Consider the following 16,267-nt stretch of genomic DNA (forward strand, 5'->3'; position numbering starts at 1 on the left):
GCGCCCGAGTCTAGGGTGTCAGCATGACCCGGCGACTCGTGCTCAAGGCGACCTGCGGCTCCGACGACCCCGAGCGCTGCAACCAGGCCTTCACCGTCGCCGCGGCCGCGGTCGCCGCGGGGGCCGAGGTGTCGCTGTGGCTCACCGGCGAGGCCGCGTGGTACGGCGCCCCCGGGCGCGCCGAGGAGTTCGACCTGCCGCTGGCCACCCCACTGGCGGACCTGCGCGACGTGGTCCTGGCCGGCGGCACCCTCACCGTGTGCTCCCAGTGCGCGGCCCGGCGCTCGCTCACGCAGGCCGACCTGATCGACGGCGTGCGGATCGCCGGCGCCCCGGTCTTCACCGAGGAGATCCTGGCCGAGGGAGCGCAGGCGGTCGTCTACTGATGTGGCGGCTGACCAACCCGGTCCGGCACTACGCCTGGGGGTCGCGGAGCCACCTGCCGCGGCTGCTGGGCGTGCCCGACGACGGCGAGCCGTGGGCCGAGCTGTGGCTGGGGGCGCACCCGAGCGACCCCTCCACGCTCCCCGACGGCCGCGGCCTGGACGCCGCGGTGGCCGCGGATCCCGCCTCCCTCCTCGGGGCGGAGGTGGCCGAGCACTTCGAGGGCCTGCCGTTCCTGATGAAGCTACTGGCCGCCGCGGAGCCGCTCTCCCTGCAGGTCCACCCCGACTCCGCGCAGGCCGCCGCGGGCTATGACGCCGAGGACGCCGCGGGTGTCCCCGTCTCCGCCCCAGCGCGCAACTATCGCGACCGCTCCGCCAAGCCCGAGCTGGTGCTGGCGCTGACCCGGTTCGAGGGGATGGCCGGCTGGCGCACCCCCGAGCGGTCCGCGGAGATCCTGCGGATGCTCGGCGTGCCGTTCCTCGACGAGGTCGCCGAGCGGCTCTCCGTGCCCTCGCCCCCTGCCGAGGTGCTGCGCGACGTGGTGACCTACCTGCTGCGGCTGCCCCAGGACGACGTACCCGCCCTCGTCGCCGACGTCACCGCCGCCGCGGCCGCGGCCGACGCCCGTCCGCACCCGATCTCGAGCCGTCGCCGACCGGCCGAGGTCTCGCGCGACGACGTCTCCCGGGAGAGCCTGCGGGTCTTCGCGCAGACCGCGCAGCTGGGCAAGCGCTACCCCGAGGACGCCGGCGTGCTGGTCACGCTGCTGCTCAACCACGTGGTGCTCGCGCGCGGCGAGGCGATGTACCTCGACGCCGGCGTCGTGCACGCCTACACCTCCGGCTTCGGGCTGGAGGTGATGGCCAACTCCGACAACGTGCTGCGCGCCGGGCTGACGCCCAAGCACGTCGACGTCGCCGAGCTGCTCGAGATCACCTCCTTCGAGCCCTCCCCCGCACCGCTGTGGGAGCCCGCCGGCGACCCCGAGCGGGTCGAGGTGTTCGCCCCGCCGGTCGCGCAGTTCCGGCTGTCCCTCGCCGAGGGCGTCTACGACGACCTGCCCGCGACCGGGCCCCGGATCCTGCTCTGCCTGGACGGGACCGTCACCGTCGCGGCCGGTGGCTCCACCGAGTCGCTCGCGCCCGGCGGAGCGGTCTTCCTCTCCGCCGCCGACGGGCCGGTCTCGGTGGTCGGCGACGGGCGGGTCGCCGTCTGCTCGGTGCCGGGCTGAGGGGCGCTGCCTCCGGTTGCCCGCTCGCTCGCCGACCATTTATCAGGTAGTCGTGACGTAGCGTCGCCGTACAGGGCAAATTCGCCCCGTAGAGCGCCGCTGTGTCGTGACTACCTGGTAAATGGACGAGCGCGGCGGGCGCGACGGGCGCGGCGGGAGGGGCGGCGCCGTCAGGAGTACGCCGGCCAGCCGGGCACGCGCGCCCGGTCGACGTAGGGCTGGGTGTCGTGCGCCAGCGCCTCGACGTCGGCGTCCACCATGATCGAGGCCAGGTCGGTGCCGGCGATGCTCGCCCGCCAGCCCAGCTCCCGCTCGGCCCGGGACGCGTCTCCGCGCAGCACGTGCGTGTCGGTGGGCCGCAGGTAGCGCTCGTCGAAGCGCACGTGCTTCTCCCAGTCCAGCCCGACGTGCTCGAAAGCCGCGACCACGAAGTCTCGCACGGTGCAGGACCGCCCGGTGGCGAGCACGTAGTCGCCGGGCTCGTCGGCCTGCAGCATCCGCCACATGCCCTCGACGTACTCCGGCGCGTAGCCCCAGTCCCGCTCGGCGTCCAGGTCGCCGAGGTAGAGGTAGTCCTCGATCCCCGCCTGGATCCGCGCTACAGCGCGCGAGACCTTGCGGGTCAGGAACGTCTCGCCCCGCCGCGGCGACTCGTGGTTGAAGAGGATCCCGGAGACCGCGAACATCCCGTATCCCTCGCGGTAGTTGCGGGTCATCTGGTGCGCATAGGCCTTGGCCACGCCGTACGGCGACTGCGGCTCCAGCCGGGTCGACTCGTCCTGCGGCGGCGCGGACGGCCCGAACATGGCCGACGAGCTCGCCTGGTAGAAGCGGCAGTCCAGCTCGGCCATCCGGATCGCCTCGAGCATCCGCATCGCGCCCATGCCGGTCGTGTTCGTCGTGTGCTCGGGGTCGTCGAAGCTGACCCGCACGTGCGACTGGCCGGCCAGGTTGTAGACCTCGTCGGGCTGCACCATCACCAGCAGCCGGGAGAGCCGCGCCCCGTCGGAGAGGTCGCCGTGGTGGAGGAACAGCCGCGCGTCCGGGTTGTGCCCGTCGGTGTAGAGGTGGTCGATCCGGCCGGTGTTGAAGGACGACGCGCGCCGGACCAGGCCGTGCACCTCATAGCCCTTCCCCAGCAGCAGCTCGGCGAGGTAGGAGCCGTCCTGGCCGGTGATCCCGGTGACGAACGCAGTCTTCGGCATGCGGTGACCCTATGCGCTCACGAGTCGAGTGCGCGGGGATGTGGGGAGTACGACGCGTTGCGCACTCGACCGGGTGGGACTCAGGCGAGTCCGAGCAGCACCCGCGCCTCGTCCGGCGTCATCGGGGTGCGCTGCGCCAGCCGCCCGAGCTCGGCGGCCCGCTCGACCAGCTGGGCGTTCCGCTCCACCGGCACGCCCTTGGCCAGGGTGAGCACGTCCTCCATGCCCACCCGCAGGTGGCCGCCCTTGCTCAGCGCGGCCAGCGCGACGGCGAGCGTGGAGCGGCCGATGCCGGTGGCGCTCCAGCTGGTGGTCTCGGGCGGCAGGGCCGCGACGGAGGCGACCAGCGCGTCCGCCGTACCGTCCATCCCGCCGGGCACCCCCATCACCAGGTCGCAGTGCACCTTCCCGCCGTGCGGGAGGCCGTACCTACCCAGCAGCCGGCGCAGCGCGTGCACCTGGCCGAGGTCGAAGAGCTCGAACTCCGGCACCACCCCGCGCTCCTGGGAGAGCTGGTAGAGGTCCTGCACGAACGGCCACGGGTTCATGAACACGTCGTCGCCGAAGTTCGTCGTGCCCATCGTCAGGCTGCAGGAGTCCGGCGCGGCGTCGAGCACCTTGAGCCGCTCCTCGAGCGGGTCGTGCACCGACCCGCCGGTCGAGAGCTGCACGACCAGGTCGGTGGACTCGCGGACGGCCGCGACCCACTCCTTGAGGAGTACGCCGTCCAGCGTCGGCTGGTGGTCGTGGTCGCGGACGTGGATGTGGATCATCGCCGCGCCCGCCTCGCGGCACTCCACCGCGGTGCGCGCCAGCTCCTCCGGCGTCGTGGGCAGCTGGGGGCAGTCCGCCTTCGCGGTCTCGGCTCCGGTCGGCGCGACGGTGATGAGCAGGCGGTCGGCGGGCAGGCTGGTCATGCCCTCATCGTGTCAGACTCGCCCTGTCCCGTCGACGCCGGATAAGGAAGATTTGCCGATGAAGGCCGTGATCCAACGAGTTCTTTCCGCCTCGGTGTCTGTTGACGGGAAGGTTGTCGGGTCGGTGCAGGCGCCGGCGCTGCTGGTCTACCTCGGCGTCACGCACACCGACGGCCCCGACGAGATCGCCTGGACCGCCCGCAAGATCTGGGATCTGCGGCTGCTGCGCGAGGAGCGGTCGCTCTCCGAGCTGGGCGGCAGCGTGCTCGTGGTCAGCCAGTTCACGTTGTACGGCGACGCCCGCAAGGGCCGCCGCCCCACCTGGTCCGCGGCCGCACCCGGCGAGGTGAGCGAGCCGGCGTACGACGCCGTCTGCGAGGAGCTCCGCCGGCTCGGCGCGCACGTCGAGACCGGCGTCTTCGGTGCCGACATGGCGGTCAGCAGCGTCAACGACGGCCCGATCACCCTCCTGCTCGAGCGCTGAAGAGGCTCAGGCCAGGAAGGCCGCGATCCGCTCGTGGTAGCCGTCGGGGGCGAGGAGGAACGAGTCGTGACCGTACGGCGAGGCCAGCTCGGCGAAGTCCACCTCCACGCCGTGCCGGGTCAGCTCGTCGACGATCCGCAGCGACTGCCGGGTGTCGAAGCGCCAGTCGGAGTCGAAGGAGGTCACCTGGAAGCGGGTGGAGGTGGCCGCCAACGCCGCGGCGGAGGCCGGCTCGGAGAACGGGTCGAAGTAGTCCAGCAGCCGGGTGAGGTAGAGGTAGGACAGCGCGTCGAAGCGGTCCAGGAAGGTCTCCCCCTGGTGCTGCAGATAGTGCTCGACCTCGAAGTCCGGGCCGAGCCGCCAGTCCAGCCCCGACGAGGTGCGCTCGTGGCCGAACTTGCGGTCCAGCGACTGCGGGGAGACGTAGGTGATGTGCGCCATCATCCGCGCGACCTTCTGCCCCCGCCACGGCACGACGCCGTGCTCGGCATAGCGCCCGTCGTGGAAGTCCGGGTCGTTGAGGATCGCCTCGCGCGCCACGGAGGAGAACGCGATGTTCTCGGTGCTGATGCGGGAGGAAGCCGCCACCAGCACGGCGCGCTCGATCCGGTCCGGCTCGTCGAGCACCCACTGCAGCACCTGCATGCCACCGAGCGAGCCGCCGACCCCGGCGTACACCTTGTCCAGGCCGAGGTGGTCCATCAGCCGCCGGTGCACCTCGACCATGTCGGACATGTGCAGCATCGGGAAGTCCAGGTAGTACGGCTCCCCCGTCGCCGGGTCGACCGACAGCGGCCCGGTCGTGCCCGAGCAGCCACCCAGCAGGTTCGGCGAGATCACGAAGAACCGGTCGGTGTCGACCGCCTTCCCCGGACCGATGAGGTTGTCCCACCAGCCCCGCTTGCCGGTGTCCGCGGCCAGGCCGGCCGCGTGCGCGTCCCCGGTCAGGGCGTGGCAGACGAACACCACGTTGTCCCGGGTGGGGTTGAGCTCGCCGTAGGTCTCGAAGGCGACCTCGACATGGTCCAGCCGCCCGCCGGCCCGCAGCAGCAGCGGGTCGTCGGCGGTCGCCACCACGGCCCGCTGCTGACGCAGGTCGACGAGGGGTCCGGACATCAGCGCCTGGTCACTCATGTCGCCGCCGCTTCGGGCGACCCGGAGGCGGCCAGCGCCTGCTCCAGGTCGGCGATGATGTCGTCGACGTGCTCGATCCCGATCGAGAGCCGCACCATGTCCTCCGGGACGCCCGCGGCCTCCAGCTCCTCGGGGGTCAGCTGACTGTGCGTGGTCGAGGCGTTGTGGATCGCCAGCGACTTCGCGTCGCCGATGTTGGCCAGGTGGCTGAAGAGCCCGAGCGCCTCGATGAAGCGCTGGCCGCCCTCCCGGCCGGTGCGCACGCCGAAGCTGACCAGGCCGCCGTACCCGTGCCCGGTGCCGATCCTGTCGAACACCTCGCGATAGGGGCTGTCGGGCAGCCCCGGGTAGCTCACCCACGACACCTCGTCGCGCCCGGCCAGCCACTCCGCGACCTTCTGCGCGTTCTCCGAGTGCCGCTCCATCCGCAGGTGCAGCGTCTCCAGCCCCTGCAGGAACAGCCAGGAGTTCATCGGCGTGGTCGCGCCGCCGGTGTTGCGCAGCAGCACGGTGCGCGCGCGGATGATGTACGCCGCCTCCGCGGCCGCCTCGGTCCACACCACGCCGTGGTAGGCGGGGTCGGGCTGGGTCAGCCCGGGGAAGCGCTCGGAGTGCGCGGCCCAGTCGAAGCGCCCGGAGTCCACGATCACGCCGCCGATGGAGGTGCCGTGCCCGCCGATGTACTTCGTCGCCGCGTGCACCACGATGTCGGCACCGTGGTCGAACGGCGTGACCAGGTACGGCGTGGGCGCGGTGTTGTCGACCACGAACGGCAGCCCCTGGGCGTGCGCCGCGTCGGCCCACGCAGCCAGGTCGACGACGTTGATCCGCGGGTTGCCGATGGTCTCGCCGAAGACCAGCTTGGTCCGCTCGTCGACGTGCTGGGCGAGCTCCTCGGGCTTCTCCGGGTCGACGAAGCGCACCTCGATGCCGAACTGCGGCAGCGTGTGCGCGAACAGCGCGTAGGTCCCGCCGTACAGCGTCGACAGCGCGACGATGTTGTCGCCGGCGTAGGTGAGGTTGAGGACCGCGTAGGTCGTGGCGGTCGAGCCGGAGGAGACCGCGAGCGCCCCGACGCCGCCCTCGAGCTGGGTCATCCGCTGCTCGAAGACGTCCTGGGTCGGATTCATGATCCGGGTGTAGATGTTCCCCGGCTCGGCGAGCGCGAACAGGCTCGCGGCGTGCTCGGTGTCGTTGAAGACGTAGGACGTCGTCTGGTAGATCGGCACGGCCCGCGAGTTGGTCGTCGGGTCGGCCTCCTCCTGACCGGCGTGCACCGCCAGGGTCTCGGGCCTCGGGCTCATCGGCTCAGACCTCGATCCTCACCTCGGCCACCGAACCGACGGCGGCGACGACCTTGCGGTCCACGGGCTCCGCCTTCGGTGCCAGCGTGCGCAGCGTCCACTGCCCGTCGCCGGCGAAGAAGCGGAAGTGACCGGTCGCCGAGGTCGGCACCTCGGCGGTGAACTCCCCGGTCGCGTCCAGGAGCCGGACGTAGGCGCTGCCCAGCGGCTCGCCGTCGCGCAGCACCTGGCCCTGCACGACCGCCTCCTTGTCCACGTCGATCCCGTCCAGGGCGAGACCGCCCTCGGTCGCGCCGCACATCAGGCGTCCCCCCGCTCGTCGCCGAGGGCCACGGGCACGCCGACCAGGGAGCCGTACTCGGTCCACGAGCCGTCGTAGTTCTTCACGTTCTCCTGCCCGAGCAGCTCCTTGAGCACGAACCAGGTGTGGCTGGAGCGCTCGCCGATCCGGCAGTAGGCGATCGTGTCCTTGTCGAAGTCCAGCCCGGCGTCGCCGTAGATCGCGCGCAGCTCGTCGTCGGACTTGAAGGTGCCGTCGTCGTTGGCCGCCTTGCTCCACGGCACCGACGCGGCGGTCGGGATGTGGCCGGCGCGCTGCGCCTGCTCCTGCGGCAGGTGGGCCGGGGCGAGCAGCCGGCCGGCGTACTCGTCCGGGCTGCGCACGTCGACCAGGTTCTGCGACCCGATCGCCGCGACCACCTCGTCACGGAAGGCCCGGATGGAGTGGTCCTGCTCGGCGGCGGAGTACGTCGTCGCCGCGCGCTGCGGCACCTCGTCGGTCAGCTCGCGGCTGTCCAGCTCCCACTTCTTCCGGCCGCCGTCGAGCAGCCGGACGTCCTGGTGGCCGTAGAGCTTGAAGTACCAGTAGGCGTAGGCGGCGAACCAGTTGTTGTTGCCGCCATAGAGGACCACGGTGTCGTCGTTGCCGACGCCGCGCTCGGAGAGCAGCGCCTCGAACTGCTCCCTGCCGACGAAGTCGCGGCGGACCTGGTCCTGCAGGTCGGTGGTCCAGTCGAGCTTGATCGCGCCACGGATGTGGCCCTTGTCATAGGCGGTGGTGTCCTCGTCCACCTCGACCAGGACGACCCGGTCGTTGTCGAGGTTGTCCTCCACCCACTGGGCGGAGACGAGTGCGGTGTCGCGGCTCATGGTGTGCCTTTCGATGCTGGGCGCGTGGGCGCCCGCGGAGGGGGAAACGGCGCCTGCGCGCAGGCGGGCGGGCCGATCGAGCGGCCGGGTACGACGAGGCGACGCGTCGCGCGTCAGCGCATTCGCCGAGCAGCGGCCCGACACAGCGCCGAGCGCATGCGGCACAGGTCGACCGTCCGGCGCTTGGTGAGGTCGGTGCTGGTCACGACGACGAATCTAGGGGCCGTCGGGCGCCGCGTCTCGCGACGTCCCAGGATCCGGACTCTCGTCCCACATCTCGGACGTGGTGGAGGTCCGGAGGCCTACCCGCCGGCGAACGGCGGCAGGAACTCCAGCGTCCCGCCCGGCGCGACCTCGGTCGCGCGGTCCTTGGTGGGCCGGTCCCCCACCAGCACCGAGCAGACCCCGAGCACCTTCGCCAGCCGCTCCGCGTCGGCCCCGCTGCGCCGGGCCACCAGCTCCTCGACCACTGCGTCGACGGACGCGGCGCCCTCCAGGGTCACCGACTCCTCGCCGGTGCCGGCCGCCTCCCGGGCCGAGGCCCAGTAGCGCACCTGCACCGTCCCGCCCTGCGTCGTCTCGCCGGTCGTAGCGCTCATGACGGCTATTGTTGTCCATCCGGCCAACGTCGTCCGGGTCGTGGTCGGCGTGCGCATGAGGAGTGGTGATGGCCAGCGTTCTCCTGCTGACGAACGCGCTCCAGCCCAGCGCCGAGGTGCTGCCCGCGCTCGCGCTGCTCGGCCATCAGGTCCGGATCCTGCCCGCGGAGGGCAGCGCGCTGCTGGAGGCCGGGGACGCCGACCTGGTGCTCGTCGACGGGCGCCAGGAGCTGGCCCCCGCCCGCGACCTGTGCCGGCTGATCGCCGCGACCGGCACCCGGATGCCGGTGCTCCTGGTGCTGACCGAGGGCGGCCTGTCCGTGGTCACGCGCGAGTGGGGCGTCGACGACGTGCTCCTGCACACCTGCGGGCCCGCCGAGCTCGAGGCGCGCTTCCGGCTGGCCCTCGGCCGCCGCGACGCCGAGCAGGAGGAGGACCCCGAGGCGCACGTGATCCGCTCCGGTGAGGTGAGCGTCGACGACGCGACGTACACCGCCCGCGTCGGCCGGCGCACGCTCGACCTGACCTACAAGGAGTTCGAGCTGCTGAAGTACCTCACCCAGCACCCGGGCCGGGTGTTCTCCCGCGACCAGCTGCTCTCGGAGGTGTGGGGCTATGACTACTTCGGCGGCACGCGGACCGTCGACGTGCACGTACGGCGGCTCCGCGCCAAGCTCGGCGCCGAGCACGAGCACCTGATCGGTACCGTGCGCAACGTGGGCTATCGCTTCGTGGTGGTCCGCCCGGAGGAGTCCTCCGAGGAGGCGGCGCGGAAGGAGCAGGACGCGTGATCAGCGAGGTGTCGCCGGCCGACTTCCGCTGGGACGGGTCCGACCCGGCCGCCACCGTGGCCTCCGTGCGCGCCGCCGCCGGCGACGCCGACGGCCACGACCCGCTGGACGAGGCGGCCGAGCTGCACCTCAAGCACCACGGGCTCTCCGGTGCCCGGCTGGTCACCGCGGGCGAGGACGGCTTCGCCCTGCTGCTCGGCGGCGAGCTGAGCCTGGCCGTCCGTCCCGACCGCCGACGCCGGGGTCTGGGCGGGCAGCTGGCCGACGCGGTCGCCGACGAGACCCGCACCGCCTGGTCCCACGGCGATCACCCCGGGGCCCGACGGCTGGCCGCCCGGATCGGCCTGGAGCCGGTGCGGGAGCTCTGGGTGATGCGCCGCCCGACCTCGACCCCGCTGCCCGACCTCGCGCCCCCGGAGGGCGTGACCGTGCGCGGATACCGCGACGGCGACGCGGCCGAGGTGCTGCGGGTCAACGCCGCCGCCTTCGCCTCCCACCCCGAGCAGGGCGGGATGGATGCCGCGAACCTGGCCGAGCGGATGGCCGAGCCGTGGTTCGACCCCGCCGGGCTGCTGCTCGCCGTCGACGACGCCGAGCCCGACCGGCTGCTCGGCTTCCACTGGACCAAGCGGCACGACGCCGAGCACGGGGAGGTCTACGTCGTCGGCATCGACCCCGCCGCCCAGGGCCGCGGCCTCGGCCGGCTGCTGACCGTTGCCGGCCTGGAGCACCTCGACGACGGCTCGACCCGGGAGGTGCTGCTCTACGTCGAGGCGGACAACCACCCCGCCCGCGCGCTCTATGAGGGCCTCGGCTTCACGCACGCGGCCAGCGACACGCACGTGATGTTCGCCCGTCCCTGACGCCCTTCCCCCGGCGCCGCGGTGGTCTCGACAAGCTCGACCACCGAAGGGCCCACGCTCGACCACCGAAGGGCCCACGCTCGACCACCGGAAAGCGGGCTCAGGAGAGCGCGACCCGCAGCCGTGCCGCCATCTGGTCCACCAGCGCACGCGAGCGGCGACCCACGCCGACCAGGTTGAAGAAGCCGTGGATCTGGTCGGCGAACCGCTGGACCTCCACGGGCACGCCGGCCTCGGCCAGCCGGGCGGCGTACGCCTCGCCCTCGTCGCGGAGCGGGTCGAAGCCGGCGGTGACGACGTACGCCGGAGCCAGGTCGGCCGGGATCTCGGCCTCGAGCACCGAGGCTCGCGGGTCCAGGCGCTGCGAGCGGTCGGGGATGTAGGCGTCGGCCGCGCCGTCCATGAAGCCGGAGGTGAGGTAGAACCCCTCGCCGAAGTCGGCCCGGCTGGCCGACCGGCCCTCCATGTCGGTGGCGGGGTAGACGAGCAGCTGGAACCGCAGCGGCCAGCCCTGCCGCGCCGCCTCGATCGCCACCGCCGCGGCCAGCGCCCCGCCCGCGGAGTCGCCCCCGACCGCGAGCCGCTCGGGGTCCGCGCCCAGCTCGGCCGCGTGCCGCATCGTCCAGTCGAAGGCCGCGACGCAGTCGTCGTACGCCGCGGGGAAGGGCGCCTCCGGCGCCAGCCGGTAGTCCACCGACAGCACCCGGACCCCGGCGCCCTCGGCCAGCACCCGGCAGGGCGCGTCGTGGGAGTCCAGGTCGCCGTAGATCCAGCCCCCGCCGTGGAAGAACACCAGCAGCGGCGCGGACTGCTGCCCGATCAGGGCTCGCGGGGTGTAGAGGCGCGCCGGGAGGTCGCCCTCCGCGCCGCCCACCGTCAGCTCGCGGACCTCGCCGATCGGCTGGCTGCCGCCGCCCATCACGGCCTGGCGGCGCAGGATCCGCCGGCCCTGCGGGATCGGCACCGACTCCACCGGCGGGTCCGGCGCCAGGGCGAGCAGGCGCAGCATCAGCTGGGTCTCGGTGGCCAGCTGCTGGCCCTGCCGGACCACCGGCCGCCCGGCCAGCCGGCGCTGGAGCCGCTCGGGCAGCGCCATCGCCGTACGGAAGAACCTGGACTCGACCCGTTCCCTCAGCTCGTCAACGCGCACGACGGGGAGGCTACCGGCCGGTCAGGTGGCGAGGACACCTCGCGTTCACATGACGGTGGAAGAATCGGGCCATGGCCACCGACACCTCCTCGCTGACTCCGCGCGCCACGGTCCCGATGAGCGACGGGCCGGAGGCCGAGCACCCCTACGCGCATCCGCACGACACCTTCGACGTCGAGCCGCCCTACGTGCCCGACGAGTCGGCGGTCGCCGGGGTGGAGAAGTACGACGACCGCTTCCTGGACCGCGAGCTCTCCTGGCTCCGCTTCAACCAGCGGGTGCTGGAGCTGGCCGAGAACCCCGAGCTGCCGCTGCTCGAGCGGGCCCGCTTCCTGGCGATCTTCGCCAGCAACCTCGACGAGTTCTTCATGGTCCGGGTGGCGGGCCTCAAGCGGCGGATCGCCGCCGGGGTCGCCGTACGCGCCTCCTCCGGGCTGCTCCCCCGTGACGAGCTGGAGCTGATCTGGTCGGAGACCAGCGAGCTGATGCACCGGCACGCGCGCTGCTTCCGCGACCTGCTGGTGCCCGAGCTCCGCGACCAGGGGATCGAGCTGCTGCGGTGGTCCCAGCTGGACAAGGACGAGCAGAAGGCCGCCAAGAAGCTCTTCAAGGAGCGGGTCTTCCCCGTCCTCACCCCGCTGGCCGTCGACCCGGCCCACCCGTTCCCCTACATCTCCGGCCTCTCGCTCAACCTGGCCGTGCTGGTGCGCAACCCCAAGACCCAGGCCGAGCACTTCGCCCGGGTGAAGGTCCCGCCGATCTTCGACCGGTTCGTGCCGCTGGGCAACCAGCGCTTCGTGCCGCTGGAGGACGTCATCGGCGAGCACCTCAAGCGGCTCTTCCCCGGCATGGAGGTGCTGCACGCCCACACCTTCCGGGTCACCCGCAACGAGGATCTGGAGGTCGAGGAGGACGACGCGGAGAACCTGCTCAAGGCCCTGGAGAAGGAGCTCCTGCGCCGCCGCTTCGGCCCCCCGGTGCGGCTGGAGGTCGAGGAGGACATCGACCCCCGCGTGCTGGACCTGCTGATCTCCGAGCTCGGCGTGAGCGCCGAGGAGGTCGTCCGGCTGCCCGGCCCGCTCGACCTGACCGGCCTGCACGGGATCGCCGACCTGCCGCGCGACGACCTGAAGTACCCCTCCTTCATCCCCAAGACCCACCCGCAGCTGGCCGACGTGGAGTCCGCGTCGCCGGTCGACGTCTTCGAGGCGGCCCGGCGCCACGACGTACTCCTCCACCACCCCTATGACTCGTTCTCCACCTCGGTGCAGCGCTTCATCGAGCAGGCCGCGGCGGACCCGCACGTGCTGGCGATCAAGCAGACGCTCTACCGCACCTCCGGGGACAGCCCGATCATCGACGCCCTGGTCGACGCGGCCGAGGCCGGCAAGCAGGTGCTGGTGATCGTGGAGATCAAGGCCCGCTTCGACGAGCAGGCCAACATCCGGTGGGCGCGCAAGCTGGAGCACGCCGGCTGCCACGTCGTCTACGGCCAGGTCGGGCTGAAGACCCACTGCAAGCTGGCGATGGTGGTGCGCGACGAGCCCGACGGCATCCGCCGCTACACCCACATCGGCACCGGCAACTACAACCCGAAGACCGCGCGGATGTATGAGGACCTCGGGCTGATCACCTCCAACCCGGGCATCGGCGAGGACGTGGCCAACCTGTTCAACAACCTCAGCGGGATCTCTCGGCAGGAGAAGTACGAGAACCTGCTGGTCGCCCCGGACAACATCCGCAGCGGCCTGGTGGAGCAGATCCACGCCGAGATCCAGCACCACCGCGCCGGCCGCCCGGCCGGGATCCGGCTGAAGGCGAACTCGATCGTCGACGAGGGCGTGATCGACGCGCTCTACCTCGCCTCCCAGGAGGGCGTGCCGGTCGAGCTGCTGATCCGCGGGATCTGCGCCGTACGCCCCGGGTTGCCGGGGCTGTCGGAGACGATGAGGGTCCGCTCGGTGCTCGGCCGGTTCCTCGAGCACTCGCGGGTGTTCCGGTTCGAGAACGGCGGCGAGCCCGCCACCTGGATCGGCTCGGCGGACATGATGCACCGCAACCTGGACCGCCGGGTCGAGGTACTCGTCCGCCTGCCCGGCGACCAGAGCCACCTCGACCAGCTGCTCGACCTCGCCTTCGACCCCGACACCGCCGCCTGGGAGCTGGCCAGCGACGGCCAGTGGACCCACAACGGCGGCTCCGTCGACCTGCAGGAGACGCTGATCGAGCGCAAGCGCAAGGCCCGCGCCTGACGACCCCCACGACCCCACCGCCCCACTCCGCCGAGTCGGCGCCAATTCACCCCGAGTCGGCGTTAATTAACGCCGACTCGGCAGATGGTGGGGTTCGGGTTCAGGTTCGGGGTCAGGTTCAGGGGAGGAAGATCCGGGCGACCCAGTAGCACAGCGCCGCGGCCAGGGCGGCCATCGGGAAGGTGAGCACCCAGGCGGTCACGATCGAGCGCGCGACGCCCCAGCGCACCGCGGAGAGCCGCTTGGTCGCGCCGACGCCCATCACCGCGGAGGTGATGGTGTGCGTGGTGGAGATCGGCGCCTCGAAGGCGTACGCCGTGGTGTAGAGGACCGAGGCCGCGACCGACTCGGCCGCGAACCCGCGCGCCGGGTCGAGGTGGATGATCCGGCGACCCAGGGTGCGCATGATCCGCCAGCCGCCGGAGTAGGTACCCAGCGAGATCGCGCCCGCGGCGGCCGCGATCACCCACAGCGGGAGCGGGTCGTCGGCCGAGACGTAGTCGCCGGCGAGCAGCGCCAGGAAGATCACGCCCATCGTCTTCTGCGCGTCCTGCAGGCCGTGGCCCAGCGCCATCGCCGCGGCGCTGGCGGTCTGGGCGAGCCGGAAGCCGCGGTTGGCCTTCGAGGGGTTGGCCTTCCGGAAGATCCACATGATCGCGAGCATCACCAGGAAGCCGGCGCCGAACGCGAAGATCGGCGAGACCACCATCGGGATCGCGACCTTCTCGACGACCACGTCCCACGAGACCCCCGCCCCGGCGGCCAGCGCGGCGCCGACCAGGCCGCCGATGAGGGCGTGCGAGGACGAGGAGGGCATGCCGAAGTACCAGGTGATCATGTTCCAGGTGATCGCGCCGAGGAGCCCGCACATCACGATCACGAGCGCATGCGTGCCGGTGCCGGGCGAGATCGTCTCGCTCACCGTCTGGGCGACCTTCTGCCCGAGGAACGCGCCGACGAAGTTCATCACCGCGGCCATCGCGAGGGCCACGCGAGGGGTCAGCGCCCGGGTGGACACCGAGGTGGCGATGGCGTTGGCGGCGTCGTGGAACCCGTTGGTGTAGTCGAACACCAGGGCCACCACGACCACCGCGACGATGATCGCGATCTCCACCGGTCAGGACTCCTTGACGACGATCTGCTCGACGGTCTTGGCCACCGTCTCGAAGCCGTCGATGGCCGCCTCCATGGCCTCGATGATGTCCTTGAGCTTCATCACCTCGAGCGGCTCGTAGCGGCCGTCGAAGAGCTTGGCGAGGATCCGCCGGTGCTGCTTGTCGCCGGAGGACTCCAGCCGCTTGATCTCGGTCCAGTAGTCCGAGAGCTCCTTGCGCGACTGCAGCCGCGGCATCGCCTCGACGGTCAGCTCCGCGCAGCGCTGGAGCAGCACCACCTGCTTGGCGAACTCCTTGGGCAGCTTGGCGACCTCGTAGAGCATGATGAGGTCGGCGGCCTCGTCCATCCGGTTCATCACGCCGTCCAGCTGCGTGGCGAGGTCGTAGATGTCCTCCCGGTCGATCGGGGTGACGAAGGTCTGGTTCACCTTGCGGATGATCGAGCCGGCGATGTCGTCGGCCTCGCTCTCGGCCTTCGCCAGCCGCTCGGCGACCAGGGCATGGTCCGCCTCGTCGTCGAGGACCTGGGCCAGCAGGTCGCTGCCGAGCTCCAGGTGCCGAGCCAGCTGGGTCAGCTCGTCGAAGAACGTGCCGTCGACAGGACGGAACTTGAAGGCCACGGCGAACTCCCGGTGACGGCGAATCGAACGCCGATCATCGTAGGGGGTGCGCTCGTCGATCCCGCAACCGGCGCCCACGGGCCGCCGTACCTCCCCAGCACGGCGCGTGCCACACCCGGCCGAGGGTGGCCGGCCGGCCCGGGAGCGCCCCCGGAGTCCGGCCCGCCACCCTCGGCCAGAGGGCTCGACCACCCCCGTCGGTCGAGCCACTGTGGACGGTGCTCAGCCGCCCCGAGACCGGCTGAGAGGGTGTGCCGCCCGGCTCAGCCGAAGCGGCCGGAGATGTAGGCCTCGGTGGCGTCCTTCTCCGGGTTGGTGAACATCTGCTTGGTGGAGTTGAACTCGACCAGCTGGCCGGGCTCGCCGGCCGCCTTGAGGTTGAAGAACGCGGTGTCCTCCGAGACCCGCGCCGCCTGCTGCATGTTGTGGGTCACGATCACGATCGTGTAGTCCGACTTCAGCTCGTGGATCAGGTCCTCGATCGCGGAGGTCGAGATCGGGTCCAGCGCCGAGCAGGGCTCGTCCATCAGCAGCACCTGAGGCTGTACGGCGATGGCCCGCGCGATGCACAGCCGCTGCTGCTGGCCGCCCGAGAGCCCCATGCCGGGCTTGCCGAGGCGGTCCTTGACCTCGTTCCACAGGTTCGCGCCCTTGAGCGAGCGCTCGACGATCTCGTCGGCCTCGCCCTTCTTCATGTTCTTGCTGTTCAGCTTGTTGCCCGCCAGCACGTTGTCGTAGATCGACATCGTCGGGAACGGGTTCGGCCGCTGGAAGACCATGCCGATCTGACGGCGGACCGCCACCGGGTCGACGCTGTGGTCGTAGAGGTCCTGCCCGCCGACGGCGACCTTGCCGTCGACCCGGGCGCCGGGGATCACCTCGTGCATCCGGTTCAGCGAGCGCAGCACGGTGGACTTGCCGCAGCCGGAGGGGCCGATGAACGCGGTCACCGAGCGCGCCTTGACCGTCATGTTCACGCCCTGCACGGCGAGGAAGTCCCCGTAGTAGATGTCCAGGTCGGAGACGTCGATGCTCTTGGCCATGGTGGTTCTTGCTCCTTGCTCTG

Annotated in this window: 17 protein-coding genes; 6 read left to right on the plus strand and 11 right to left on the minus strand. The window is 71.7% G+C overall.

All coding sequences use genetic code 11. The annotated features are described in order from the left end of the window. Window positions 1–23: 23 nt before the first annotated feature. Window positions 24–386, plus strand: a complete 363-nt coding sequence (locus tag K8W59_RS15470; RefSeq protein ID WP_223395551.1) for a DsrE family protein — start codon at window positions 24–26, stop codon at window positions 384–386. Then, window positions 386–1,618 carry a mannose-6-phosphate isomerase, class I gene (manA, locus tag K8W59_RS15475; RefSeq protein WP_223395554.1) on the plus strand — a complete coding sequence of 411 codons (1,233 nt, stop codon included), beginning with the start codon at window positions 386–388 and terminating at the stop codon, window positions 1,616–1,618. The genes K8W59_RS15470 and manA overlap by 1 nt, the downstream gene beginning before the upstream one ends. A 170-nt stretch (window positions 1,619–1,788) precedes the next feature. On the opposite strand, the gene gmd is transcribed toward manA, so the two are convergent. After that, window positions 1,789–2,823, minus strand: coding sequence for a GDP-mannose 4,6-dehydratase (gmd, locus tag K8W59_RS15480; RefSeq protein WP_223395565.1), 1,035 nt, complete (start codon window positions 2,821–2,823; stop codon window positions 1,789–1,791). A gap of 80 nt (window positions 2,824–2,903) precedes the next feature. Next, window positions 2,904–3,740, minus strand: a complete 837-nt coding sequence (locus tag K8W59_RS15485) for a BKACE family enzyme (RefSeq protein WP_223395568.1) — start codon at window positions 3,738–3,740, stop codon at window positions 2,904–2,906. Window positions 3,741–3,798: 58 nt separating this feature from the next. Between K8W59_RS15485 and dtd the strand changes: the two genes are divergently transcribed. Next, window positions 3,799–4,224 carry a D-aminoacyl-tRNA deacylase gene (dtd, locus tag K8W59_RS15490; RefSeq protein WP_223395582.1) on the plus strand — a complete coding sequence of 142 codons (426 nt, stop codon included), beginning with the start codon at window positions 3,799–3,801 and terminating at the stop codon, window positions 4,222–4,224. A gap of 6 nt (window positions 4,225–4,230) precedes the next feature. On the opposite strand, the gene metX is transcribed toward dtd, so the two are convergent. From metX to K8W59_RS15515, 5 genes are all read right to left on the minus strand, one after another. Further along, window positions 4,231–5,358, minus strand: a complete 1,128-nt coding sequence (metX, locus tag K8W59_RS15495; RefSeq protein WP_223395596.1) for a homoserine O-acetyltransferase MetX — start codon at window positions 5,356–5,358, stop codon at window positions 4,231–4,233. Then, a complete protein-coding gene (locus K8W59_RS15500) occupies window positions 5,355–6,662 on the minus strand; it encodes an O-acetylhomoserine aminocarboxypropyltransferase/cysteine synthase family protein (protein WP_223395598.1) in 1,308 nt (435 codons plus the stop codon). Before K8W59_RS15500 ends, metX begins: the two co-directional genes overlap by 4 nt. A 4-nt stretch (window positions 6,663–6,666) precedes the next feature. Continuing rightward, on the minus strand, window positions 6,667–6,963 hold the full coding sequence (locus K8W59_RS15505; RefSeq protein WP_223395601.1) for a DUF1416 domain-containing protein: 297 nt from the start codon (window positions 6,961–6,963) through the stop codon (window positions 6,667–6,669). Next, complete coding sequence (locus K8W59_RS15510) at window positions 6,963–7,811, minus strand: sulfurtransferase (RefSeq protein WP_223395603.1); 849 nt, start codon at window positions 7,809–7,811, stop codon at window positions 6,963–6,965. Before K8W59_RS15510 ends, K8W59_RS15505 begins: the two co-directional genes overlap by 1 nt. Before the next feature lie 302 nt (window positions 7,812–8,113). Next, window positions 8,114–8,410 carry a MoaD/ThiS family protein gene (locus K8W59_RS15515; RefSeq protein ID WP_223395606.1) on the minus strand — a complete coding sequence of 99 codons (297 nt, stop codon included), beginning with the start codon at window positions 8,408–8,410 and terminating at the stop codon, window positions 8,114–8,116. A gap of 68 nt (window positions 8,411–8,478) precedes the next feature. On the opposite strand from K8W59_RS15515, the gene K8W59_RS15520 reads away from it, so the two are divergent. Then, window positions 8,479–9,201, plus strand: a complete 723-nt coding sequence (locus tag K8W59_RS15520; RefSeq protein WP_223395608.1) for a response regulator transcription factor — start codon at window positions 8,479–8,481, stop codon at window positions 9,199–9,201. Further along, complete coding sequence (gene mshD, locus K8W59_RS15525; RefSeq protein WP_223395622.1) at window positions 9,198–10,064, plus strand: mycothiol synthase; 867 nt, start codon at window positions 9,198–9,200, stop codon at window positions 10,062–10,064. Before K8W59_RS15520 ends, mshD begins: the two co-directional genes overlap by 4 nt. Window positions 10,065–10,164: 100 nt before the next feature. Here mshD and K8W59_RS15530 read toward each other — a convergent pair whose 3' ends face one another. Further along, on the minus strand, window positions 10,165–11,214 hold the full coding sequence (locus tag K8W59_RS15530) for an alpha/beta hydrolase (RefSeq protein ID WP_223395625.1): 1,050 nt from the start codon (window positions 11,212–11,214) through the stop codon (window positions 10,165–10,167). A gap of 116 nt (window positions 11,215–11,330) precedes the next feature. Between K8W59_RS15530 and K8W59_RS15535 the strand changes: the two genes are divergently transcribed. Continuing rightward, the gene (locus tag K8W59_RS15535) at window positions 11,331–13,466 is read left to right on the plus strand and encodes an RNA degradosome polyphosphate kinase (RefSeq protein ID WP_223399862.1); all 2,136 of its coding nucleotides are present in this window, start codon (window positions 11,331–11,333) and stop codon (window positions 13,464–13,466) included. A 118-nt stretch (window positions 13,467–13,584) separates the two neighbouring features. On the opposite strand, the gene K8W59_RS15540 is transcribed toward K8W59_RS15535, so the two are convergent. From K8W59_RS15540 to pstB, 3 genes are all read right to left on the minus strand, one after another. After that, the gene (locus K8W59_RS15540; RefSeq protein WP_223395628.1) at window positions 13,585–14,580 is read right to left on the minus strand and encodes an inorganic phosphate transporter; all 996 of its coding nucleotides are present in this window, start codon (window positions 14,578–14,580) and stop codon (window positions 13,585–13,587) included. Between the two features lie 3 nt (window positions 14,581–14,583). Then, a complete protein-coding gene (locus tag K8W59_RS15545; protein WP_223395633.1) occupies window positions 14,584–15,201 on the minus strand; it encodes a DUF47 domain-containing protein in 618 nt (205 codons plus the stop codon). A 263-nt stretch (window positions 15,202–15,464) separates the two neighbouring features. Continuing rightward, window positions 15,465–16,244, minus strand: a complete 780-nt coding sequence (gene pstB / locus K8W59_RS15550) for a phosphate ABC transporter ATP-binding protein PstB (RefSeq protein ID WP_223395646.1) — start codon at window positions 16,242–16,244, stop codon at window positions 15,465–15,467. Window positions 16,245–16,267: the final 23 nt, after the last annotated feature.

Origin of the sequence: Nocardioides rotundus (assembly GCF_019931675.1) — a bacterium.
Taxonomy (GTDB): domain Bacteria; phylum Actinomycetota; class Actinomycetes; order Propionibacteriales; family Nocardioidaceae; genus Nocardioides; species Nocardioides rotundus.

What these genes read in the sequence shown, in the direction of transcription:
- dtd (WP_223395582.1), top strand. Translation starts at nt 3,799, where the DNA reads ATGAAGGCCGTGATCCAACGAGTTCTTTCCGCCTCGGTGTCTGTTGAC.
- metX (WP_223395596.1), bottom strand. Translation starts at nt 5,358, where the DNA reads ATGAGTGACCAGGCGCTGATGTCCGGACCCCTCGTCGACCTGCGTCAG.
- K8W59_RS15470 (WP_223395551.1), top strand. Translation starts at nt 24, where the DNA reads ATGACCCGGCGACTCGTGCTCAAGGCGACCTGCGGCTCCGACGACCCC.
- gmd (WP_223395565.1), bottom strand. Translation starts at nt 2,823, where the DNA reads ATGCCGAAGACTGCGTTCGTCACCGGGATCACCGGCCAGGACGGCTCC.
- pstB (WP_223395646.1), bottom strand. Translation starts at nt 16,244, where the DNA reads ATGGCCAAGAGCATCGACGTCTCCGACCTGGACATCTACTACGGGGAC.
- K8W59_RS15505 (WP_223395601.1), bottom strand. Translation starts at nt 6,963, where the DNA reads ATGTGCGGCGCGACCGAGGGCGGTCTCGCCCTGGACGGGATCGACGTG.
- K8W59_RS15520 (WP_223395608.1), top strand. Translation starts at nt 8,479, where the DNA reads ATGGCCAGCGTTCTCCTGCTGACGAACGCGCTCCAGCCCAGCGCCGAG.
- manA (WP_223395554.1), top strand. Translation starts at nt 386, where the DNA reads ATGTGGCGGCTGACCAACCCGGTCCGGCACTACGCCTGGGGGTCGCGG.
- K8W59_RS15510 (WP_223395603.1), bottom strand. Translation starts at nt 7,811, where the DNA reads ATGAGCCGCGACACCGCACTCGTCTCCGCCCAGTGGGTGGAGGACAAC.
- K8W59_RS15515 (WP_223395606.1), bottom strand. Translation starts at nt 8,410, where the DNA reads ATGAGCGCTACGACCGGCGAGACGACGCAGGGCGGGACGGTGCAGGTG.
- K8W59_RS15500 (WP_223395598.1), bottom strand. Translation starts at nt 6,662, where the DNA reads ATGAGCCCGAGGCCCGAGACCCTGGCGGTGCACGCCGGTCAGGAGGAG.
- K8W59_RS15485 (WP_223395568.1), bottom strand. Translation starts at nt 3,740, where the DNA reads ATGACCAGCCTGCCCGCCGACCGCCTGCTCATCACCGTCGCGCCGACC.
- K8W59_RS15535 (WP_223399862.1), top strand. Translation starts at nt 11,331, where the DNA reads ATGAGCGACGGGCCGGAGGCCGAGCACCCCTACGCGCATCCGCACGAC.